Source organism: Pseudopedobacter saltans DSM 12145 (assembly GCF_000190735.1).
Taxonomy (GTDB): domain Bacteria; phylum Bacteroidota; class Bacteroidia; order Sphingobacteriales; family Sphingobacteriaceae; genus Pseudopedobacter; species Pseudopedobacter saltans.
The window spans coordinates 2,353,546-2,378,606 of record NC_015177.1; the positions used below are offsets into that span (position 1 = coordinate 2,353,546).

A 25,061-nucleotide genomic window follows, 5' to 3' on the forward strand; every position below is an offset into this window, starting at 1 on the left:
TACCATGGAAGAGTTAAAAGAAGGGGATCAAGCGCCATTGTTTACTTCTAAAGATCAAAACGGAAAGAGCATTTCTCTTACCGATTTCTTAGGAAAACGCGTCATTTTATATTTTTACCCGAAAGACAATACACCGGGCTGTACTGCAGAGGCTTGTGATTTCCGGGATAACTATCAAAGCTTAAAATCAAAAGGATTTGAAGTTATTGGTGTAAGCGTTGACGACGAAAGTTCGCATAAAAAATTTGAAGAAAAATTTAATTTGCCGTTCACGCTTTTAGCGGATGTTGACAAAGATATTGTTCAGAAGTATGGCGTTTGGGGAGAAAAGAATATGTACGGTAAGGCTTACATGGGCACTAACCGAACTACGTTTGTGATTAATGAAAAAGGTATAATCGAAAAAATCATTAAAAAAGTAGACACCAAAAATGCTTCTGCCCAACTTCTGGAAGTATTAAGCAATTAAAAAATAAGAAAGGCGTCTAAAAATCAAGTATCAACAACCTTTTTAAACGCCTTTTTTATCTATCCTTTATCGGATAAAGTTTCTGTCCATAAATAATGTCTGATAATAAATAGCTTCTTTCCAATAGTCCCAATTATGTTTGCCTGGCTTGGTAATATAATCGTGAGAAATCTTATTGGCTAAAAGCACTGCATGTAAAGCCTCATTAACCGGATAAAAGAAATCTTCAAAACCACAGTCAATCATCAGTTTCAAGCCGGGTTGAATCTGTGAAACCATATTGATTACCGTATTTTCATCCCAATTCTTTTTATGTGTTTCATATTCACCTAATTTTTCGGCAATTTTCCAATTTTTCGGAAAAGGTCTAAAATCAACTCCTCCACTCATACTTCCTGCCACACCAAAAATGTCCTGATGTTTAATTGCCAGGTATAAAGCACCGTGTCCTCCCATACTCAATCCTGTAATACCTCTTGCATTTCTATTCTTAATCGTCTTATATTTCGAATCTATCCAGTTCACCAATTCTTTAGAAACATAGGTTTCGTATCTCCATTCTGGCAGCAAAGGGCTATCAAAATACCAACTGGAAACATTGCCATCAGGACATACATAAATAAGCTGATGCTGATCACTTAAATCTTTCAACGCAGGTACGCTATTTATCCAACCCGCATAATTTCCTCCATGGCCATGCAATAGATAGATAACAGGAAAGTTCTTCTGACTTTTATAATTCCCAGGCGTTATAACAACTGCTTTTATTTTCTTGTTCATTACCTGACTAAAAGTTTCGACAGTATCTACGTTGGCTGCAACGGCATTGTTATAAGCAAAACCAGCCAGCAGTAATATAAATGACAATAAAATCTTCTTCATATTCTACAATATTTTTAAGCTTCTAAATTAGTTTTTGAAATTAAATTTTAAAACATTATTCACATTTTCAGCATTATAAAATATCAAACCCACATTGAAAAACATTGTATGAAGAAAATCTTACTTTGGACTTTAGGCATTGTTATTATTGCCGTTATAGGATTTTTTGCTGTAACGAGATATCTATCCAACAACTGGCGTCCGCTTTTGGAAGAACAATTAAAAAAAGCCGTATTGAGTTCGACCGATAGCTTATATAGAATCGAATATAAAATGTTGGATATCCATCCAATAAATGGGAATCTAAAACTTACCAATTTTAAACTGATTCCCGACACCGTGGTTTACAAAAAACTGGATGCTGAAAAAGCTGCCCCGGATAACCTTTATGAACTGGAAGTCTCTGCCTTAGTTATAAAAAATGCAAATGCTAAGGAAGCCGTAACAACAAAAGAATTAAAGGTTGCAGACATTATTATTAATAAGCCCAGGTTGATTATTTACAATAACCGGCGTGATTATAACGACACAGTAACTGCAAAGAAAGAGCATAGGCCTTTACATCAGCTGATAAAAGACATTTTTAAAGATGTTAATGTTGGCCAAATAGACCTTAGAGACATAGATTTCACATTTGTGAACCGAAGTAATGCTAATGAAAAACGAACCTCATTAAAGAATTTGGATATTACGATTACTGATATTAAAATTGATTCTTTGGCTGCTTTAGATAAGTCCAGGGTATATTATACAAAAGATGTTACACTTAACATTAAAGACTACAAGATTGTCACACCAGACAGCCTGTATGTTGTTAAGCTAGAAAATCTAAATTTCTCTACATCTAAAAACTTACTAAGTTTAAAAAAGGTTAAACTGGAACCCCGATTGGGAAAAAATCAATTTCATAAAAAATTAGGTCATGCACAAGATCGTTATGACCTAATCTTTAATGAAATAAATATTCAGGATTTTGATTTTGACCTGTTTTTAAACCGTCAAAAGCTATATGCAAAAACTTTCAGTATAAATAATGCTAAAATTGATGTCTATAATAACAATGCTTACCGAAAAATTATTAAAAATAAAACTGGAAAATTCCCACATCAACAACTTCTAAAATTAGCTTTAGACATGAAAATAGACGAGCTAAAGCTAAAAGACGTAGATATCAGCTATAGCGAATTCGACAAAAAAAGTAAACAGGTGGGTAAAATTGATTTCCTAAATACCAGTGGTACTATAAAAAATGTGGTTAATGATAAAAAGGCTTTAGATCAGAATTCAAAGATGGTTGCTAGTCTTAAATCTAAAATTTTCGGCCGGGCTCCGCTTACATTGAAAATGACATTTTATATGAACAGCAAAATTGGTGAATTTGATTACCACGGATATATTGGTCCTTTTAAAGGAACGATAATAAATCAGATTGTAAAGCCTCTGGGTATGGCAGAGATAATAGACGCTGATATAAAAAAGATAGAATTCAATGTAAAAGCAAATCAAAATATCGCTCGTGGTTCCATGCAGTTTTATTATAAAGATCTGAGAGTTAATGTACTGAAACGAGATGAAGAGGGCGAATTGAGAAAACAGGGTTTGGCATCTACGTTAGCCAATATATTTGTTTTGAATACCCAAAATCCAAGTTTAAAAGGCGAATTTACGAATGGTAACATCTATTATGTCAGACCGGCGGAAGCATCTTTCTTTAGTTTTTTATGGAAGTCTTTATTTACAGGTATTAAAGAAAGCGTAGGCGTTAGCAATGAAAGAGAGAAATCCCTAAAAAATACTGCCGAAGCCATTGGTAATGCTGTTAAAGGTTTTAAGGGCGATTTCCATATACTCAAGCAAACACTGAGTGAAAGGAAGGCGCAAAGAAAACAAAAGCGGGAAGAAAGAAAATTGGAAAAAGAAGCTAAAAAGACACAAGAAGAACTATCAGATAGTATAAAACGAAATTAAGCAAACTATAAAACAAAAAGAGCCGTTACAACCATGTAACAGCTCTTTTTTGTTTATATAATTTTGAATTATTTTACTTCTTCAAAATCCACATCGGTCACATCATCTGCACCTCCGCTCGCCTGACCGCCTTGTCCAGCGTCAGCTCCCGGTTGTTGCTCCTGACCTTCTGCGCCAGCACCTGCTTTGTACATCTCTTCAGATGCAGCAGCCCATGCCTGATTTAATGCTTCCGATTTAGCATCAATATCTGCAAAATTACGAGCAGCATGAGCATCTTTCAAACCTTTTAATGCATCTTCAATAGCTGTTTTTTTATCTGCAGAGATTTTATCTCCATACTCTTTCAACTGTTTCTCAGTCGAGAAGATTAAAGCATCAGCTCCGTTGATTTTTTCAGCCTCTTCTTTTGCTTTTTTATCTGCTTCAGCATTCGCTTCTGCTTCTTGTTTCATTTTATCGATTTCTTCCTGAGATAAACCAGATGAAGCTTCGATTCTTATATTTTGCTCTTTACCAGTTGCTTTATCTTTAGCAGACACTTTGATGATACCATTAGCATCAATATCAAAAGTCACTTCGATTTGAGGAATTCCTCTTGGCGCTGGTGGCAGACCATCTAAGTGGAAACGACCAATTGTTCTGTTGTCTTTCGCCATAGGACGCTCACCTTGTATGATATGAATTTCAACAGAAGGCTGGTTGTCTGATGCTGTGGAGAAAGTTTCAGATTTTTTAGTTGGGATAGTCGTATTTGCTTCTATCAATTTAGTCATTACACCACCCATAGTTTCAATACCTAAAGAAAGTGGAGTAACATCCAACAATAATACATCTTTAACCTCTCCGGTTAAAACACCACCTTGAATAGCTGCACCAATTGCAACAACCTCGTCAGGGTTAACACCTTTAGAAGGAGCTTTTCCGAAGAATTTCTCTACTGCTTCCTGAATAGCCGGGATACGAGTAGAACCACCTACTAAAATGATCTCGTCAATATCTGATACTGATAAACCAGCATTTTTCAACGAAGATTTACAAGGTGCAATTGTTCTTTCTATCAAATTTGCAGCTAAGCTTTCAAATTTAGCTCTTGATAAAGTACGAACTAAGTGTTTTGGTCCGGTAGCATCTGCTGTGATATATGGTAAATTGATTTCAGTAGAAGTCGTAGAAGATAACTCAACCTTAGCTTTCTCTGCAGCTTCTTTTAAACGCTGTAACGCCATTGGATCCTTAGTTAAATCGAATCCACCGTTTTCATTTTTAAATTCTTCTGATAACCAGTCGATGATTACCTGATCGAAATCGTCCCCACCTAAGTGAGTATCACCTTCAGTAGATTTTACTTCAAATACACCGTCGCCCAATTCCAGAACAGAAACGTCATGAGTACCACCACCACAGTCAAACACAACAATTTTCATGTCTTTGTGCGCCTTATCTAAACCGTAAGCTAATGCTGCAGCTGTAGGTTCATTGATGATTCTTCTTACTTTCAAACCAGCAATTTCACCTGCTTCTTTTGTCGCCTGACGTTGTGCGTCATTAAAATATGCAGGAACTGTGATAACTGCTTCTGAAACTTCTGTACCTAAGAAATCTTCTGCTGTTTTCTTCATTTTTTGAAGAATCATTGCTGAAATTTCTTGTGGAGTATATTTACGGTCATCTATTTCAATTCTTGGAGTATTGTTGTCTCCTTTTACTACTTTATACGGAACACGTGAAATCTCACTTGCAACCTCATCATAACTGCTCCCCATAAAACGTTTTACAGAGTATATTGTCTTTGTTGGGTTAGTAATTGCTTGACGTTTTGCAGGATCACCTACTTTACGCTCGCCACCTTCAACAAAGGCAACGATTGACGGAGTAGTACGCTTACCTTCGCTATTAGTGATAACAACAGGCTCATTTCCTTCCATTACTGAAACACATGAGTTTGTTGTTCCTAAGTCGATACCAATAATTTTAGACATATGATATATAAATTTTATTTAACATTTTTTGAACAATAATCTATTATCAATGCCTATGCCAATAGAATTTTGACAGCATTTCATAAAATCTGTCAGTATTCTTTCTGCTATTGGAGACAAAAAGCTGTCTTTAAAAATGACAGGTTGTCAGATTTAGATTTATAATGGGACGACAGTTTATAATTTAGATTAAAAAACAACAGCTCTCTTATCGTTTTTTATCAGGAGAGATAACACATGGTAAGCAGGTATAAGTTGAGAAATAAAATAAAATAAACCCATTGATAAAAAAACAGGAGTCTTTTTGAAACTCCTGTTTTAGCAAATTCGCAGAGTCATTTAACTAACTCCACACAGATGTAATATCCTGATTACTTTTTAGTCCATTCTAAACAGTCTTTTGATATGACGTTCATAAATGTTTTTAGTAACCTGTTCACCAACAATTTCCTTGTTTTTCTTCAATGCATCAGTGTATTGATCACCATATTCAACCGCAATTTTATATCCCACATGAATTAACTGACGGAAGTTTGGATTATAATCGGGATGGCCAGGAATATGACGTAGTGTATTAGCTAGTTTCTCACCCGTCCATCCATTAACTTCCTCTACAGTTGGCAATTGACTCTTATCAATATCAATAACTGTTGCATAAGGCCCGCACAATTCGTCGAAGCGGCCAAGAGCACCGGCATAAACACCCTTTGCTATATTAATAGCAACTTCATCCTCGGCCATAGCCAAACCAATAACTTCTTCTAGCCAGGTGGTCCCAGCCGTTTTTATATGGATACCTTTATCGTGTTTCTTAATCAGGTCGCCCATTATCGGATAAATAGTAAATTTGTCACTACCAGAGTGGATACTCAATTTAAGATTTTCGGGTAAACCAAATTCTTTAACAGCATAATCAATAACTAACAGGTCTTCTTCAAATTCCTTAGCAAATTGTTTTGTATCGCCTACATAGTCTACACCTTTATTGAATCTGCCTGTAAATTTCGGAGCAATAGTTTGTACCGGTATTTTTTCCTGTGCTATGGCACTCAGTATAAAAAACAGTTCTACAGGAGATTGAGGATCGTTCACTTCGTCCATCGAAACTTCCGGAACGAAGTTACCCACACCTTTTGCCTGTTCAATATGGCGATAGATACGTCCGGCTTCCTGTACAGCATAAAGAAACTTTTCAGCAATGGCTCTCAATAAATCTTCAGAAACATCGAACGGATTGGCAATTCCGGGAATATGTAACTTTCCAGTATATTTTTTATTGGAAACAATAAAGGCGTCCAGATCGCTATCCGATGCTTTTTTCCCAATATAATCAGCCACATCAATAGTGAAAAAATCAGAATAATCTATAAATTTGTCGATATTGCTAAAATTAATATGGTCTGCATCAACGAAATAAGGACCAGTATACCCCAATACTTTAACAGCATCATCAGCTTCTTTCCTTAAGTCAGCAGGTGATGAATGAACGATCATGTGTTCGCGGTTTGATTTATTCCATACCGGGACAAAATCAACTCCAAGTTTTTCCTTTGCATCAATTAAAGCTTTTAATTGTGCCTCGCCCTGATGAGCAAAACGATCTCCAGTTCCAAATGAATACTTTCCAATTTGCATATCTTCTTAATTTTTAGTGATTATTATAAATATGTCCGCTATTTCTATAGAAATATTTTTACAGTTTTAAGAACCGATTTGCTTAGTCCTTAAATATCAGATAATGATGTTTTTAACGATTTAGTACACTCTTCCCGATATTATAATTTCTATTGATATTGTTAGGAACACATTGATTTATCCAATTTTAAGAAGTTTATTGTTGACTTTTAAACTTTTAGCCCAACAAATCTATGCAATCGTTCCCGATAACGATATAGGAGTTCAAAAATGAAATACAAAAGAAAGAAGTAAAATGTGATATTATACTCTACAAAAAAACAGAAAGTTTAGTAACAACTTTCTGTTTTCATACATTATATTCAAATACTAGTTTTTATACAAAAGCACTAAAACCGGTAATAGCTCTACCAACGATTAAAGAGTTAATCTCCTTGGTCCCTTCATAAGAATAAATTGCTTCTGCATCAGCAACAAAACGCGCTACATCATATTCTAATAAAATACCGTTTCCACCCATAACTTCTCTTGCCCTGCTTACTACATCACGCATTCTGAGCGTACAAAATACCTTTGCAAGAGAAGCATGTTCGTCTGTCAATTGATTGTTATCCTGCAGTTCAGATAAACGATACACCAAAGTTTGCATCGCTGTCAGGTTAGAAAGCATTTCCACTAAATGATTTTGGATTAGCTGGAAGGATGCAATAGGTCTGCCAAACTGAATACGCTCCCGGGTGTATTTCAATGCGCTTTCATAAGCTCCTCTAGCACAACCAACGGCCATCCATGCTACGCCAGCTCTTGTCATACGCAAAACCTTAGCAACGTCTTTAAACGAGTTGCAATTTTGCAATCTGTTTTCCTCTGTCACTTCACAATTTGTCAGCGTAATCAAGCCATTCTGCACAATACGAAGTGCCATTTTATTTTCAATTTTATCCGCTTTAAAACCAGAGTTTCCCTTTTCCACTATAAAACCTTTCACCTGATTATCGTCCAGATCTCTTGCCCATATAATGTTGACATCCGCAAAAGTCGCATTACCTATCCACTTCTTCTGCCCGTTCAAAATCCATTTATTTCCCTCTCTTTTGGCAGTAACGGTTAAACCTCCTGCCGCAGCAGAACCTACTTCTGGCTCCGTTAATCCAAAAGAACCTATCAACTCCAACTTTTGCATTCGTGGCAACCATTTTTGTTTTTGCTCTTCAGATCCGCAAACATAAATAGATCCCATTGCCAAGCCACTTTGTACACCAAAAAAAGTTGCAATTGATGCATCTATCCGACCCATCTCGCTGGCAATAATTCCTTCCATCAGGAAAGAACGGTTAGGACATCCATATCCTTCAAAAGTAATTCCGCAGATGTTTAATTCCGCCACTTTAGGTATAATATCAAATGGAAATTCCGCTCTGTTCCAATACCTGTTCACAATAGGCTTAACTTCCGTTTCCATAAACTGACGAACCTTCATTTGTAGTTCTCTGTCTTCGGGTGATAACTTTCCCGACAGGTCATAAAAATCTGCATCAATTGGAGGTAATTCTTTTTTCTTTCCTCCCCCTTTCATCATCTTCATCAGCCCGGCCAATTGCTTTTCGTCCATTTTCCCAAATTGGGCCATCACTTCTTCTAAGTCTACTTTTTTTGATAATGCTTCTAATTGTTTAAAATCAATTGATTTAAAAAGATTATAAATGTTGGCTGCTTTAGAAAAAATATTTGACATAGCTCTTTTATTTTGTTCAACAACAAGATAGGTTTTTTGTTAATCCTTAACAATAAAGTACAAAAAAAGCTATGTATAAAAATTATTACGCTAAAAACGAAGCACCCGTATTGAAAATAAAACGCGCCATTTCGATGGTTTAAGAAGAATATCTAATTACCTGCCATTTTGGATAAAGCAGGTAATCTAACTATAATACCTTTTTAGATAGCCTCCCGATAGAATTCACCTCATATTTAGATTAATAATATCCTGGGTTTTGTTTAAGATATTTATTAAGCTGCATTTCATACATAGGAATTGGCAATATTTTTAAATGCGGTTTTTCAAAAAAATATTCTCCCACCTCTAGCCTTTTATAGACACTCAAACTTAAACCTTCTTTAGCTAAGTCAGACATCCACAAACCGAATATAATTTCCTCCGCTCCGTGTCTACTTAGGCCTGGGTATAGATCTTCTCCATGCTGGCGCTTAAATACCGGATTCAAGTATTCCTCAATACCCACAGCGTTCTTTAAAATAGCATTACATTCCGCTGCCATTAATAATATCTCGGTATACCGTATTAAAGGAACTAATTCTCCCTTTCTAATATTTCTCTCAAAAAAAGTATTGGTGTTTTCCAACTTGTCCAGTTCTTTAGCTATTATGTAAACATTTTCTTTACTGGAAAGCTTGAAAACGCTCTCATGATCCGACTCGATTTTAAATTTGCTACTGGAAATAATTTGATCCAGATAATATTTAGCTTGCAGATAATCTTTCTGTAACAAATGGGCTCTGGCCAAAAGTGCTCTGGCCGCATATTTCGAAGCAATATACTCCTCTCCATTTTCCGGAAGCAACTGTTCGGCCTTTTTCAAATCGGTTATAACCAGATTTAAAGCTGTTTTCCATGGCATTCTTTCTGTTATATCATCGATATTTGTCACAACTGGCAGTATAATTGGATCGCCCCAATACGTTATAATATTTAAATAGGCAAGACTTCTGTTTAATAAAACGGTACCGTGATATTTATTAAAGCCTATATTAGAAGCTTTCTCAAATAATCTAATTATTGAATTACTCTTATTAACTACATTATATTGTGTTTTAAACAGATTGTTTATAGCAGTATTATTTGGTTCATGAGTATGGTTATACAATGCTCTATAGTCAAAATTATTTTTGATTAATGTTTCATCAATATTTCGGGTATAAAGTGCATCGAGAACGAAAAGCTCTTTTGTCGCATCCATCAAAATTTCCATAGAAGCTTTTACAACAAGCAGTGCTTCATTTTCTGTTTTAACCGGATATTCAGGGGCTATTATATCACCAGGCTTAAGTTGGTGTCCATATCTTTGATATAATTCAACAAGATTTCCCGCTACCTTTTCAAAATCAATCTTATCCGCATCACGAAATAACTCGTCTTTTAACTCTTCGTCAAGATCTCCGTTAGAAAAATCCTTTTTTAACTTATCCAGGAGCTCATTTACCTTGCTTTTATCTCTATTGAGCAACATAGTAGAAAAAGCTATCATAGCAGCAGATTCAGTGTCTCCCGCCATAAACTTCATTTCATGTGCCTGTTTTTTGTTTGTTATGTCAACATTTAACAGCTCCAGTAGTTGATTGGAAGCTTCTTTTTTTGCTTCCTCCATACTTTTTCTCTGCTCCAGTAGTTTCTTGAGCCTTTCCTGTTCTATATGAGTAAACACATTAACATTTGCCTCGTATTCTCCATTTCCTACTTGAACAATCCCTTCGAGGCTAATTGGATAAGCAGATTCCTGTCCGGTCAATTCGTCATAATACTTTCCCGTTGCTATAATCTTCACCAGTGAAGATTGCAGCTCCAGTTCGGTATCGTATCTGCCATCTGCTCCAATCCTTGTTTGGTGTTGCCTGATTGTTTCTGTTAATCGCTCATCGAGTTCAATAATGCGTACATCAGCTCCTACAACAAAAAGTGTTTTTTCTGCAAATCCTGAAAGCCTGACATGAAACTTTTCCTGAGAAACGTCATGGTTAGATTTTTTGCAGGAAGTGAGCAACAAAGTTGCCCCAAATAAAATTGAAAAGAATTTAAATAATAATTGTTTTTTCATAACGTTTGACAAAACCTCAAACATAATGAAAAATAATTACATCACTTTAAATCAAACAAATTATCAATCCCCAGAATCTTTTTAGACAAAAATCCCTCAGCATAAGGAACTTGTATCGCTTTACCAAACTCACGGGCCCTACCTATTACGCCTTCGAGAAAATCAGGATTAGAAATGTAAGTTTGGGGATCATCCAGATTAACTCCATTAACATAAAATTGAGTTTTATAGGCCTGTATAGCTTTAATTTTCTGATCGTGAAACGCTGATATATCAACTACAATATCTGGCTTAATATAAGTGTCCTGGATAAAATGTAACAATAAGCGGGGTCTGTATGCTTCCTGCTGGGCTCCATTCACTTGGGTTTTAATCTTTGGTAATCCGGCAAGAAAGCAGGACTCAGTAACCAGCTCACTGGCCCTTCCATGATCCGGATGCCGGTCATGATAAGCATTGGTTATGATGATCTCCGGTTTATACTTCCTGATTACCTCAATAATCTTTAATTGATGTTCCTCATCATTTTTAAAAAAACCATCCCTTAAACCCAAATTTTCCCGAATATCCAACCCTAAAATTGCAGAAGCATCTTTTGCTTCTTCTGCCCTTGTTGCTACTGTACCCCTGGTTCCTAATTCACCTCTGGTCAAATCGACAACTCCGACCTTTCTCCCCAATGCTTTATGTTTTAACACAGTTCCTGCGGCTCCCAACTCAACATCATCCGGATGTGCAGCAATATATAGTAAATCTAACTTCATAATTTTATTTGGCTAGAATGACCTTAAAACGCCCATTTCCGCCAATATCTTTCTTATTTTTTTCTTAATCTTCGAACTGTTTGGTTTTGTAAAAGGATAGAAGAAATCAATCACCTCGCCTTTATGGTTAACCAGGTATTTATGAAAGTTCCACTTAGGTGAAACACCAGTAAAGCCATTTCTCTTTTTATCCGACAGGAAACTAAAAAGCGGATGTATGTTCGCACCACGAACTTTTAATTTACTAAAAACCGGGAAATTGGTTTGAAACTCTGTTTCGCAAAACTTTTGTATCTCCTCGTCATTCAATGGTTCCTGCGCACCAAAATCATTACTTGGAAAAGCCAAAATTTCAAATGGTTCATCATCAAAAAAAGTTTTTAACTGAACCAATTCTTTCAATTGAGATGTGAAACCACATTGCGAAGCAGTATTGACAATCAACAGTACCTTGTCTTTAAACGCATCTAATTGTACCTCTGCTCCAAAACCGGTTCTCACTCTAAATTGATAAACTGTATTTTCCATTTGTGTTAACGATAATTGTAATATCCTGATGTACGGATTATATTCTCTATTTCCCTGTCGTTTTCTACATCATATTTAGTTTTCAAATCATGACCGAAAACCCGGGCAAGAGACTGCATAAAAAACGCTGTCACTCCACCTTTGGTATCCTTCAGCAAAGAATAGCTGCTATTTCCTGTCTCCCTGTCAATCAATTTTATCAATATTTCCCCCTGGGATATAGTCAGGTCTTTAATTTCTTTATTAAACAGATCCTTAATCTCCTTTTCACAATCCTTAATCAACACTTTTTGTCTTTTCTTGTTTGGCTCCGTTGCCAAATCTCTCTCCAATTTCCTATACCTATCTCCTGCATATCTCGCATAAGGTAGTACTTTAAGGACATTATATCTTAATCTGCGGTAGTTATTGTAATCTTCCTGGCTTTTAAATGCCCTCTTATCTATCACACTAACCTGATTCAAAACAACCCAAGGCATCCATTCACCATCAATATTGGTTACAGCAACCTTTAAAGTATCATTTTTACCCAGAACAAAATTTGGTCCTTGCCCTTTGACATAAAATGACAAAACGCAGAAAATAGCTACGAGCAAAAAACCTTTTATTTTCATATTTTTATACATACGAATTTATCACTTATTAATTACCTTTCATCATAATAAGTAACCTAAATTCGTTACTTTAATGTAAAATCATTTACTTAGCTTTTTTACTGATACATGGATTACGTAATAGATATAGAGGCCGAAAAGTCGGAGATATTGAAGAGGTATAGGGCATTGTTGCGGGCATGTAAGCCAACACTTCAGAAAGGCGACAAAAAAATGATACGTCAGGCTTTTGATTTGGCAGTCGAAAGCCATAAAGATATGCGTAGGAAATCCGGCGAGCCATACATTTACCACCCGATAGCTGTAGCTCAAATTGCAGCAGAAGAAATAGGTTTAGGAACTACGTCCATTGTCTGTGCATTGCTGCATGACGTTGTCGAAGATACCCATATCACACTGGAAGATATCGAAAGAGATTTTGGTAAGAAGTGTGCGAAAATTATAGACGGTTTAACTAAGATATCCGGAGTTTTTGATGCCAATAGTTCTATACAGGCAGAAAACTTCAGAAAAATGCTGTTGACTTTGGCAGATGACGTTCGCGTTATTCTGATAAAGCTGGCAGACAGACTGCATAATATGCGGACAATGAATTTCATGCCGCGTGACAAGCAATTAAAAATTTCTTCCGAAACCGTTTACCTGTATGCCCCTCTGGCCCACAGATTAGGTTTATACGCCATAAAATCTGAATTAGAGGATCTTTCCATGAAATACATGGAACCGGATACTTATAAATTTATTGCGCAAAAACTAAACGAGAAAAAGGCGGAACGCGAACGTTTCATTAAAGAATTTATTGGCCCGATAAATTCGATACTAAAAGAACAGGGACTGGAAGCAGATGTTGTCGGTCGTCCAAAATCAATACACTCCATCTGGAATAAGATGAAAAAGAAATCTATTCCATTTGAAGAAGTATATGACCTGTTCGCTATCAGAATTATTCTGGATAGTAAACCCGAAAACGAGAAATCGGATTGCTGGAAAGCCTATTCTATTGTTACCGATTTATATCGCCCGAACCCGGATAGATTGCGCGACTGGGTTTCGTCTCCAAAAGCAAATGGCTACGAGTCTTTGCATACAACCGTTATGGGAACTAAGGGACAATGGGTCGAGGTACAAATCCGTACGCAAAGAATGAACGAAATTGCGGAAAAAGGCTTTGCTGCACATTGGAAATATAAAGAGTCTTCTAACGACAGTGGTCTCGACCAATGGGTACATAAAGTTCGCGAGCTATTAAGCAATCCCGAAGCGAATGCGCTGGATTTCCTGGATGATTTCAAGATGAATCTTTTCTCTGATGAAATATTCATTTTCACTCCAAAAGGAGATCTTATTCAGCTGCCAACAGATGCCACAGCACTGGATTTTGCTTTTGAAATCCATACAGATATAGGTGCGCGTTGTATCGGCGCTAAGGTAAACCACAAACTGGTACCACTTTCGCACAAACTGCAAAATGGCGATCAGGTTGAGGTAATTACATCCGGCAAACAAACGCCTAAAGAAGATTGGTTAGGCTTTGTGGTTACAGCAAAAGCAAAGGGAAAAATCAAATCCTCTCTAAAAGAAGAAAAAAGGAAAATTGCCGAAGATGGAAAGGAAATTTTAGAGCGTAAGCTAAAATCACTAAAAATCAACTACAATACGGAGAATATCCAGAAGCTCAGCTATTATTTTAAATTACAGACAACACAAGATCTGTTTTATAATGTAGCCAAAGGGTTTATTGATCTTAAAGATCTTAAAGAATATGCCGCAGCAGAAAAAAGTGTAGATCAAAAATCTCCTCAGGCGATGGATACCGAAAGAATCCAGGCTATGATCAAGGAAGTTAAAACCAATGCGGCAGATGTTCTGCTAATTGGCGAAGACTTACAAAAGATTGATTATAAGCTGGCGAACTGCTGTAATCCCATCCCAGGGGATGATGTCTTCGGATTCATTACCGTTTCTGATGGAATTAAAATCCATAGAACCAACTGTCCAAATGCAGCCAAGCTCATGTCCAGCTTTGGCTATAGGATTGTAAAAGCCAAATGGAACAGCCAAAAACAAGTAGCATTCCTTACAGGACTTAGAATTACCGGAATTGACGAAGTTGGATTAATCAATAACCTCACTCAGGTTATATCCAATGATTTTAAAGTGAATATGCGCTCCATAACATTTGATACCGACGAAGGCATTTTTAACGGCACAATCATGATGTATGTAAATGATACTCAACATCTTGACAATCTGATAGCTAAATTAAAACATGTAAAAGGTATTACGGATGTTACGCGGTTTGATCATAACCCCGAGACTTTATCCGTAAAAAACTAAAAACCATTCATCTATATTGTATTTTTTGATAACTTTGAAGCTCTAACAATCACCATGGCTACTACACAAGAAACCATAGAGATGGTAAAAAAGATTTTCGAATCCTATCTGGAGAACAAGAACCTCAGAAAAACTCCGGAAAGATTTGCCATACTCGAAGAAATCTATTCAAGAACAGATCATTTTGATGTGGAATCTCTCTATATCCACATGAAAAATAAAAAATATAGGGTTAGTAGAGCTACGGTATATAATACACTGGAGCTTTTATTGTCTTGCGACCTGGTAACAAAACACCAATTCGGTAAAAACATGGCCCAGTTCGAGAAATCTTACGGCTACAAGCAACACGATCACATTATCTGTCTTGACTGCGGAAAAGTGGTTGAATTCTGCGACCCAAGGGTACAGCAAATACAATCCATGATGGGCGATTTGCTGAAGTTTGACATACAACACCATTCGTTGAATCTTTATGGCAATTGCACCAGACTTGCTGCGGGACATTGCGAATCTTACAACAACAAGAATTAATTTAATTTATATACTGAACACAAAATAATGGCAGTTGATGTGTTATTAGGCCTTCAATGGGGCGATGAAGGTAAAGGGAAAATAGTTGACGTATTAGCCCCAAAATATGATTTAATCGCTCGCTTTCAAGGCGGACCAAATGCTGGACACACCTTAGAATTTGATGGTAAAAAATTTGTTTTAAATACTATTCCTTCTGGAATTTTTGAAGAAAACACTTTAAATCTTATCGGAAATGGTGTAGTAATAGATCCAATCATTTTAAAAAGAGAGTTAGATAACCTAAAAGCTGCTGGCCATGACTTACTGGCTAAGAAAAATTTAGTTTTAGCTAGAAAGGCGCATTTAATATTGCCAACTCACCAATTGCTTGACGCTGCTTCCGAAAAGAAAATGGGCGACGGTAAAATTGGCTCTACATTAAAAGGTATTGGTCCAACTTACATGGATAAAACTGGTAGAAACGGGTTGAGAATTGGTGATGTTAATTTACCAGACTTTAAAGAACGTTATAATAAACTTGTAGAGAAACACATAAACATCCTTTCTCATTATGGCGAAGTTGATGACTTCTCAGAAAGAGAAAAAGCTTTCTTTGAAGCTTTGGATTATCTGAAACAATTCGAGTTTGTAGACAGCGAACACTTAGTTAACAAATACATCAGAGAAGGTAAAAAAGTATTGGCAGAAGGCGCACAAGGTACATTATTAGATATCGACTTTGGTTCCTATCCTTTTGTAACTTCTTCTAATACTACTACAGCTGGTGCTTGTACAGGTTTAGGTATAGCGCCTACAACGATCAAAGAAGTTTTTGGTATTTTCAAAGCTTACTGTACAAGAGTTGGCGGCGGACCATTCCCTACAGAATTAGACAATGAAGTTGGTGAAGAATTAAGAAAGATCGGTCGTGAATTTGGAGCAACAACAGGCAGAGCGAGAAGATGTGGCTGGATTGATATTCCTGCTTTAAAATACGCAATCATGTTAAACGGTGTTACGCAATTGATCATGATGAAAGCAGACGTATTGGATTCTTTCGAAAAAATCTATGCTTGTACGCATTATAAATATAATGGCGAAGTAATAGATTATATGCCATATGATATCAATAGCATTAAGCCTGAACCTATATTCGAAGAAATTGAAGGTTGGAATCAGGACTTAACAGGCATTCGTTCTAAAGATGAAATACCTGCTAAACTGGCGAGCTATATTACTTATTTAGAGAAACATTTAGAAGTTCCAATCAAATTCTTGTCTGTAGGACCAGACAGAGTTCAGACATTAGAACTTTAATCATATAAAAATCCGGAGCCGAAAGCTTCGGATTTTTCTTTTTTAGGCTATTTTTGTGCCAGCGAAAAATGGTACAACTGGACGACAAAAAAGTTTTTATTGATAAAGCCCTTCAATGGGCTGACCAATTCCAGATTTTGGCCATTTTTGACTCCAATAGCCATTCAGAAAAATATGCCGAATATGATTTAGTCATCGCAGCAGATTATATCGATCTTCTGGAAACAAACTTTAAGGATGCTTTTGGTAAACTTGAAAAATTCAAAAACAAGCATCAGGGTTGGCTTTTCGGAGGACTGGGATATGATTTAAAAAACGACATCGAATCTCTGAAATCAGAAAACCCTGATTATTTGGAATTCCCTGATTGTTTTTTCTTCGTCCCCAAACACATTCTATTAATCAGAGGGAATACACTAGAAGTTCAAAGCGACCAGATTAATCTTTACCAGGAAATCCAGAATTTCAAAAATCCTATATTAGACTACGACCAGCAAGAGCAGAAAATCATCAGACAAAGGTTTTCAAAAGACGAATATATTCGACAGGTAAAGGACATTCAGAACCGTATTAGCGCAGGCGATATTTACGAAACTAATTTCTGCATGGAATTCTATGGTGAATCCCCTATTTTACCTTTAACAACTTTCCACAGGTTAAATAATTCTTCTGATGCACCATTCTCCGCCTATTTCCGTTGGTTCGACAAATATATCATATGTGCCAGTCCAGAACGATTCTTAGCCAAAAGAAGCTTAAAACTCATTTCGCAACCTATAAAAGGTACCGCTAAAAGAGGAAATACCCCAGAAGAAGACGATCTGTTAAAAGATACTTTATACAACAATCCAAAGGAAAGACAGGAAAACGTAATGATTGTAGATCTCGTTAGAAATGATCTGACCAAATGTGCAAAATCCGGAACCGTAAGAGTAGAGGAATTGTTTGGCATTTACAGTTTCAAACAAGTTCATCAAATGATCTCCACCATTGTTTGTGAAATAAAGGAACAAGAATCCATCGTAAACATTTTAAAAAGTACTTTCCCTATGGGAAGTATGACCGGAGCCCCAAAAATAAAAGCCATGGAACTCATGGAGTTTTACGAACGCAGCAAACGTGGAATTTATTCTGGCGCTATCGGATACATCACCCCCGAAGATGATTTCGATTTTAATGTTGTTATAAGAAGTATTTTATACAATGCTACCAACCAATACTTCTCTTTCCACGCCGGAAGTGCAATAACCTATTATGCAGACGCAGAAAAGGAATATGAAGAATGTTTATTAAAAATAGGCGCACTCGTAAAAGCCTTAAATGGGAAACTGGAAGGGTAACATTTACTTAATCTCTAATTGCAGACATTTTTACTGATAAACAAAAACGGGAACTCTTTTATCAATCGCCTCCCGTTTTTAGTACTTTGTTACTTTAACAAAAAAACAGGAATATTTGCTTAGAAACGATATCCCACAACAACATCGAAAATTCCTCCACTAAATCCTCTAAGGTGTTTTGGCTCCGAATTATACATTGCCGAAACATTCAGCTTATTTTGGTACAGATACCCCATTCCACCAGTAAAGCTGCTATTACTGTGATACATGGTATAAAATCGCATCATATCTGCTTTCCATTCCGCTGCAACATCCCATTGATTTTTGTAGTTTTTAATACCTCTGTATGCTATAAGTGGCTTTACACCAAAAGTCTCATCAAAATCAATCTTATAACTTGCAGAACTGTAGAATGTACTATAATCTACGGTTGATATTTTACTGTACCTTTTTTCATTCAAACTCAGGTAACTAAACTGCCCCTCAAAACCTTTGTAACGATATGTTATCCCCATGTTTCCATCAAGATAGTTTTCTTTATCATTGTACCTGGCCAGCTCAATATCGTTCATCCCTGCCTGCGAAGCCCGCCCATAATCCAGACGGTCTTGAGACCAACTTAAGGAAACACCAAAACGAAGGCTATGACCCTCGCTAAAGGGAACCTTATAGGAAAAGGATCCCATTGCCTGTGTCTTCCGAATAAGTCCTGCTTTGTCATTAGATACATTCAGTCCTACAGAAGCATTGCCCTTTAAAGGTATTGCTGCTGTAAACGACATGATAACGGGTGCTCCGTCTATCTTATTCCACTGGTTTGAGTAATTAGAAAAAATCTCCGCCCTGCCATGGTTTCCTGCCATTGCAGGATTTATCAAATATTCATTCTGAAAGTACTGACTTTTTAATGGGTTCAACTGTGCCTTTGAAGCACTCCCTATTGTTGTCAGTAATAATATTATCGGTATATATCTTTTCATATTTTTTGTTTGTTATTCGTTGTTCGTCTTTCGTTGATCGTTGGTCGATAAACGATCAACGAAACTCGATGAACGAAGCAGCTTTCTACTTTAAACTTTAAAACTCTATTTGCTTCTCACTATCGTTATAAATCCTTTCGCCATTTTCAGGTTCGGTTGGTTCTGGTCGAAACGGATAATGTAATAATACGTTCCTTCCGCCAAAGGCTGACCATTTAGAGTGCCATTCCAATCATTCTGATAATTCCTGACAGCATAAACAATTTTACCAGATCGGTCTACTATCGTTAAGGTGTGATCCGGATAAGCATCTATATTATTAATCACCCAGGTATCATTTACCCCATCGCCATTCGGGGTAATAAAATTTTCCGCCGCTATAGCCAAATAGTCATCTTCCACTTCAACAGTAAAACTTGATATCGTTTCGCATCCTGAAGAATTCCTTACAGCAACAGAATAAGTCGTCGTCACCATAGGCCGTACACTAAGCACAGCACTGTTTTGTCCGGAAACAACTCCGGAAGCAGGCGACCATATATAAGTAATACCATTATCGCTATTCACAGTCAGATTCGCTATTTCTCCCTTACTTATCTTATTTCCCCTATCGCTTGTAATAACATTCTTCGGTAAAGAATTTATCCTTAATTGAAATATTCGCTTTACCTCGTCTATACCACCGTTATCTGTTCCCCCATTATCCTTAACAGCTACGGTTATAAGCACCACACCACTTTTATTTTCTGCTACCCTGTAACGTATTTGCCCATTATTAATTTCCAATAGCGACAATAGATCAGGGTTATTACCAGATACATTTAGCGTTACCTGTTGCCAACTTTCAGGACCAGGTGTAATACCGGTAAGGTTGATTCGCTGTTCGATAGTATTATAACATATTTCCTGATCATTTATAAAATCAATAGTTGGAGCCTCATTAACATCTTTTAAATTGACGATAAACTCCTTTTCTAACCAAAAGCCATGTTGTGTAGTACTGCGTACCCTAATAAAGTATGTTTGCTTTTGCTCGTAATCCAACAAGGCTAGTGTTTTTAACTGATTTCCGTCAAAAATAAATTTACCATTATCTTCTCCACCTTGCCCCGCAACCAAACTATAATTAAAAGTAGCCGTGGGATCCTCCGATGTACTGCTAAAACTTCCTGAAACAGTCCCTTTCGGACTATTTTCATAAAGAGATATCTCTGTGAAGAAAATATTTGTAGGCCCACCAGGTTTCACTTTCAATATTCCCGGCTGATAGCTAATATTATAGTTATCTCCCATTGCACTACTTACCAGGATGGGATAATCTGCAATAGGGCTATTATTGTCTGCCGAAGTAGAAACTATTGGCTGGCTGGTTAGTACATTTTCATTTTCTCCATTCACGAAACCACTATATGTAATAGTTAGAATAGGATTTACTGTTCCTACAAATTTTTCTTTATTATCTACAGTAATAGTTAATGGAGCCTTAGCTACCGTCAGGGTTGATTCGATTGTAGTTTCAGTAAAATAGCTATGCGCTGCCTGTTTGGCCGTAATTTTTACTATGCCCGATTTAAGAATAGTTACTTTATTCCCATTTACAGAAGCTACAGCAGGATTGTTACTGACATAAGTAAATGTACCGTCTGTATTATTGCTACCCGGTTGGCTTAAAGTAAATACTGCATCACCATAAGTTTTATTAATGTTCGCAAAATTCTTAAGAATTGCAGGACCACTTACTGTAATGTCAAATTGCTGAGAAGTACTACCCACAGTGTTACTTGCTTTAAGTGCTACCGGATTGATACCAACATCAGTTATTCCCGGTGTGCCGGTTAGGGTAATACCTTGTGTAATCTTACGAATTCTGTGGTTGCTCCATTCGGCTACATAGATATTACCAGACATATCAAGAGCAATACCCACAGGCCCCCAAAACTGTGCTTCTTCTTTCGTACCGTCACGATTCCCTTGTACTCCTTTGCCGGCAACTGTACTTACTTCCCCAGCAGGTGTAATCTTGCGAATCCGATGATTTGAACTTTCCGATACATAAATATTATCAGATGCATCCATAACCATAGCTTGTGGAGAATTAAACATTGCCGACGTACCTGGCCCATCTGCATAACCTGCCGTACCATTTCCCGCAAATGTGCTTACAGTACCATTAGGAGTAATCTTACGGATATAATTCGACGATTCAGACACATAAACGTTCCCTAAGGCATCTGTAATAATTCCAGTCGGGCGATTAAATCTGGCCAAAACTCCAACACCATCGGCATAGCCAGCTGTACCATTTCCCGCAAACGTACTGACCGTACCATTTGGAGTTATTTTACGGATACTATGATTTAAATCATCCGCAATGTATATATTACCCCATGGGTCTATTGCTATTCCAGTTGGTTTATTAAAACTTGCCGCAGTCCCAACGCCATTACTATTGCCGTTGGTTCCACTACCTGCGATAGTGCTTACCAATCCCTGGGGTGTTATTTTACGGATACGACTTGCTCCTCTCTCTGCTATATAAATATTTCCCGAAGCATCAATTGCCATCCCCTGAGGGCCATTAAATTTAGCTGCCGTACCTATTCCGTCAGCGTATCCAAAAGTACTGCCTGCAAAAGTACTTACTTGTCCATCAGCTGTAATTTTACGGATTAAGCTATTGCCATATTCAGCTACATAAATATTTCCTTCTGCATCTGCTACTACTCCTGCAGGGGTGTCAAATTGGGCTTCAATTCCTTTACCATTAACCACTCCCTTTGTACTCCCAGCCAAAGTACTAACGTTTATCCCTGTATTTAATGCGAGCCAGGAAGGTAAGTCCTCTGCTACAATAGTTGTTTCCAAACCGCCTTCTTTTGTTGCTGTTACAGAATAGCTATAGGATTGATTATATGTAGCCTCAGTTACAGGTGTACTGGTAAAAGATGGCTTGTTATTTATGGTCAGTTCAGCTGTTATGCTGCTTTCTGTATAATATTGATAAGCTTCCTGTGTGGCGGTAATGGTAACTTTTCCCGTTTTATGAATGGTAACCATATTCCCGGAAACAGAAGCTATTGTTGGATCACTACTACTATAGGTAATTATACCTCCCTTGTTATTACTTTGCGGGGCAGTCAATGCAAAAGGTGCATCGCCGTATATTTTGGAAATATCAGAAAAACCGCTTAATGTTGCCGGACCGCTTACAGTGATATCAAATTCCTGTATAGTACTGCCTGCATCATTACTAGCCTTTAATCTTACAGAATGAATACCGATATCATCTGTTTTGGGCGTTCCGGTTAAGAATGTACCCGATTCATTTTTATAAATTTCAAAATTACTAACCGTGGTAAAAACAATCCCCTGATCACTAATAACCAAATCAATTACAGCATCTTCTGTATAAATTTGTTCAGAAACAGATAAATCCGCAGAATATTTAGTTACACCTGTAGCATCTGCTAAATAGAATACTCCATTCTCATCTATCTCTACATCATTGTATGCCTTTGTCAGAACAGTTGTAACCATACTACCATTATAACTAGCCAATCTCGCATTAGGCGAACTTTCCGAGAAATAAAGCGTACCTGCTCCATTAAAGGCAAACCCTTTAATAGTGGCACCCGGTAAATCTAAAAAGGTCTCATATGTTTTGTTACTTGTGTTAATTTTTATGATTTTGTCTTTCACAGACGCATAAAGTTCGCCCTTATAAACTTTCAGGTTATAAACACCACTCAGGTTGGTGAGAACATTTTCTTCTGCTGCATATTGCGGATTACTCAGGGGGATCCTTGTAATTTTAGCTTCATTTACCCTGCTTATATATAAATACCCATTATATACTTCCATACTTCTCACCATTCCCAGGTTTTTATTTCCCACTGGCCCTATCTGTCCATTAGATTTATTAATTTTTTCAATGCCATAATATTCGTATGAAGCTATATAAATATTTCCTTCATTATCTTTTGCCATGGCACAAAGCTGCTCTGAAGACGTCGCTATTAATGACAAGCCTCTTTTTTTCTCAAGATTTAACCAAGAAGGTAAGTTCTCTGCTACAATAGTTGTTTCCAAACCGTCTTCTTTTGTTGCTGTTACAGAATAGCTATAAGATTGATGATATTTAGCCTCAGTTACAGGTGTACTGGTAAAAGATGGCTTGTTACTAACTTTCAAATTCCGTTTAACAGGTACCGCAGCTAAATAATCATCATTCCCCTGTTGTGTTGCCGTAATTTCTGTAGTTCCTGTCCCTACAATTGTTAGTATATTTCCGGTTACGGTAGCTACGTTTGTATTACTACTGCTATAACTCACCGATAAGCCGGAAGAACTTGTGGCCGAAAGTGTAACCGGGCCATCTCCAACTTTATATGCAGGAAATTCGTTAAATGTAATGGTTTGCGGGGTTTTGGGAGAAGGTGGAGTATAAGTCATTACCCGATTAGTGCCATTCTGAGATACTGCCACAAACTTACCATTTCCATAGGTAACAGAATACCATGCATTGCCAAGATCAGACATGGTCAGCTCTGTCCATGTCACACCATCAGTACTGGTCATCGATTGACCAACACCTACCACTACAAATCTGCCATTGCTATAAACAATACCCCACCAACCAGAAGAAATACCTCCCGTACTTACTGTAGTCCACGTCGTACCATCAGTACTGGTCATTACCCGGTTGGTACCACTATTGGCTACCGCTACAAACCTACCATTTCCGTAGGTAACAGAACGCCATGTGGTTACTTCAGTTGCTGCAGCTACCGTCCATGTAACCCCGTCAGAACTGCTCATTACCCGATGAGTACCCTTATTGGCTACTGCCACAAACTTGTCACCACCATAGGTAACAGAAGACCACTCGCCCGATGCTGGGGTTGTGCGAAGAGTCCAGACAATACCATCCGGACTGCTCATCACAGCACCAGTCGCAGATACCGCTACGAATTTACCATTGCCATAAACAACAGATTTCCAATCACTATTTTTCGCCGCTGTTCTGGGCGTCCAGTTAATCCCGTCAGGGCTGGTCATTACCCCATAAAAACCATCCATAGCTACAGCAACAAACTGACCACCTCCATAAGTTACAGACATCCACAAATTTGCTTCCACAGCAGTTTGAACTGTCCAGTTTATCCCATCCGGACTGGTCATTACCCGATGGGTACCATTAGCGGCTACTGCCACAAATGTTTCGTTGCCATAGGCAACAGAACGCCATTCATTATTATCTTCGGGTGCTGCATGGGATATCCAATCACTATCGCCCGCAGCTGTTGCTCTGGGTTGTAAAAGAGTTAATAAACAAACCAACAATATTCCTATCCGAGATTTGTAAATCCACAGGTATTGGTCGTTCCTAAAAAAAGAAATATATAGCTTCTTCATATTATTTAGCTAGTTAATTATAACAGTTTAAAATTCATACTATTGAAAAGCGGATTTAGATTATTAACGGATGTCACTTTTTCTAAACACCAGCCGGCTAACTACAAATAATGCCACAATTAGAAGCAAGTGGCAATAGCAGACATAGTGTAAAAAGTGAGAAAAATCCAGACTTTTAGAGAAGTATCTTTTTTATCATATATTTAATTAGTTTCAATGTTTAGCTTTAAAACACCGAAACTATTAAGAATTGACTTTCTTGAGAGCAAAACAGACCTTCTCTTAGTCCGAACTTATCAAAATCGGACTAATTTCCTTAGTTTAACACTAAATCAGAGATCTTTTTAGATCTACAGTCAGCATAAGACAACTATTGCTATCAATGCTAATTTTATTTAGCGAATCTTCGTCTTCTCTCCCTATTATAGAGATAGAAATGTATAAAAGGAATTGCTTTAAGCTTTCTGCTTTGCTTCATCTT

The 25,061-nt window shown here is 37.1% G+C and carries 16 protein-coding genes; 6 read left to right on the forward strand and 10 right to left on the reverse strand.

The annotated features are described in order from the left end of the window. Window positions 1-4 precede the first annotated feature (4 nt). Entirely contained in the window at window positions 5-469 is a 465-nt protein-coding gene (bcp, locus tag PEDSA_RS10050; protein ID WP_013633050.1) for a thioredoxin-dependent thiol peroxidase, read from the forward strand. Between the two features lie 66 nt (window positions 470-535). Here bcp and PEDSA_RS10055 read toward each other — a convergent pair whose 3' ends face one another. Beyond that, window positions 536-1,351, reverse strand: coding sequence for an alpha/beta hydrolase (locus tag PEDSA_RS10055; protein ID WP_013633051.1), 816 nt, complete (start codon window positions 1,349-1,351; stop codon window positions 536-538). Between the two features lie 108 nt (window positions 1,352-1,459). Between PEDSA_RS10055 and PEDSA_RS10060 the strand changes: the two genes are divergently transcribed. Further along, window positions 1,460-3,319, forward strand: coding sequence for an AsmA family protein (locus PEDSA_RS10060; RefSeq protein ID WP_013633052.1), 1,860 nt, complete (start codon window positions 1,460-1,462; stop codon window positions 3,317-3,319). Between the two features lie 68 nt (window positions 3,320-3,387). Here the strand turns inward: PEDSA_RS10060 and dnaK are convergent, their stop codons facing one another. From dnaK to PEDSA_RS10095, 7 genes are all read right to left on the reverse strand, one after another. Then, window positions 3,388-5,301 (reverse strand): molecular chaperone DnaK, encoded by a 1,914-nt coding sequence (dnaK, locus tag PEDSA_RS10065; RefSeq protein WP_013633053.1) that lies wholly within the window; start codon window positions 5,299-5,301, stop codon window positions 3,388-3,390. 378 nt (window positions 5,302-5,679) lie between these two features. Next, window positions 5,680-6,936 (reverse strand): tagaturonate epimerase family protein, encoded by a 1,257-nt coding sequence (locus tag PEDSA_RS10070; protein ID WP_013633054.1) that lies wholly within the window; start codon window positions 6,934-6,936, stop codon window positions 5,680-5,682. A 376-nt stretch (window positions 6,937-7,312) separates the two neighbouring features. Beyond that, window positions 7,313-8,671, reverse strand: a complete 1,359-nt coding sequence (locus PEDSA_RS10075; RefSeq protein WP_013633055.1) for an acyl-CoA dehydrogenase family protein — start codon at window positions 8,669-8,671, stop codon at window positions 7,313-7,315. 241 nt (window positions 8,672-8,912) lie between these two features. Next, complete coding sequence (locus PEDSA_RS20060) at window positions 8,913-10,769, reverse strand: RagB/SusD family nutrient uptake outer membrane protein (RefSeq protein ID WP_169311986.1); 1,857 nt, start codon at window positions 10,767-10,769, stop codon at window positions 8,913-8,915. A 41-nt stretch (window positions 10,770-10,810) separates the two neighbouring features. Next, entirely contained in the window at window positions 10,811-11,533 is a 723-nt protein-coding gene (gene bshB1 / locus PEDSA_RS10085) for a bacillithiol biosynthesis deacetylase BshB1 (RefSeq protein ID WP_013633057.1), read from the reverse strand. Between the two features lie 12 nt (window positions 11,534-11,545). Continuing rightward, the gene (locus PEDSA_RS10090; protein ID WP_013633058.1) at window positions 11,546-12,061 is read right to left on the reverse strand and encodes a glutathione peroxidase; all 516 of its coding nucleotides are present in this window, start codon (window positions 12,059-12,061) and stop codon (window positions 11,546-11,548) included. A gap of 5 nt (window positions 12,062-12,066) precedes the next feature. Continuing rightward, window positions 12,067-12,675 (reverse strand): DUF4294 domain-containing protein, encoded by a 609-nt coding sequence (locus tag PEDSA_RS10095; protein WP_013633059.1) that lies wholly within the window; start codon window positions 12,673-12,675, stop codon window positions 12,067-12,069. 108 nt (window positions 12,676-12,783) lie between these two features. Between PEDSA_RS10095 and PEDSA_RS10100 the strand changes: the two genes are divergently transcribed. The 4 genes from PEDSA_RS10100 (at window position 12,784) to PEDSA_RS10115 (ending at window position 18,185) form a co-directional block, all read left to right on the forward strand. Further along, a complete protein-coding gene (locus PEDSA_RS10100; protein ID WP_013633060.1) occupies window positions 12,784-15,012 on the forward strand; it encodes a RelA/SpoT family protein in 2,229 nt (742 codons plus the stop codon). Between the two features lie 54 nt (window positions 15,013-15,066). Next, entirely contained in the window at window positions 15,067-15,546 is a 480-nt protein-coding gene (locus tag PEDSA_RS10105) for a Fur family transcriptional regulator (RefSeq protein WP_013633061.1), read from the forward strand. Between the two features lie 27 nt (window positions 15,547-15,573). Next, entirely contained in the window at window positions 15,574-16,845 is a 1,272-nt protein-coding gene (locus PEDSA_RS10110) for an adenylosuccinate synthase (protein WP_013633062.1), read from the forward strand. Window positions 16,846-16,913: 68 nt separating this feature from the next. Next, window positions 16,914-18,185: an anthranilate synthase component I family protein gene (locus tag PEDSA_RS10115; RefSeq protein ID WP_013633063.1), complete on the forward strand. Its 1,272-nt coding sequence runs from the start codon at window positions 16,914-16,916 to the stop codon at window positions 18,183-18,185. 119 nt (window positions 18,186-18,304) lie between these two features. On the opposite strand, the gene PEDSA_RS10120 is transcribed toward PEDSA_RS10115, so the two are convergent. Both PEDSA_RS10120 and PEDSA_RS19585 read right to left on the reverse strand, forming a co-directional pair. Further along, complete coding sequence (locus tag PEDSA_RS10120; RefSeq protein WP_013633064.1) at window positions 18,305-19,165, reverse strand: PorP/SprF family type IX secretion system membrane protein; 861 nt, start codon at window positions 19,163-19,165, stop codon at window positions 18,305-18,307. Window positions 19,166-19,270: 105 nt separating this feature from the next. Beyond that, window positions 19,271-24,580 (reverse strand): T9SS type B sorting domain-containing protein, encoded by a 5,310-nt coding sequence (locus tag PEDSA_RS19585; RefSeq protein ID WP_013633065.1) that lies wholly within the window; start codon window positions 24,578-24,580, stop codon window positions 19,271-19,273. Window positions 24,581-25,061 lie beyond the last annotated feature (481 nt).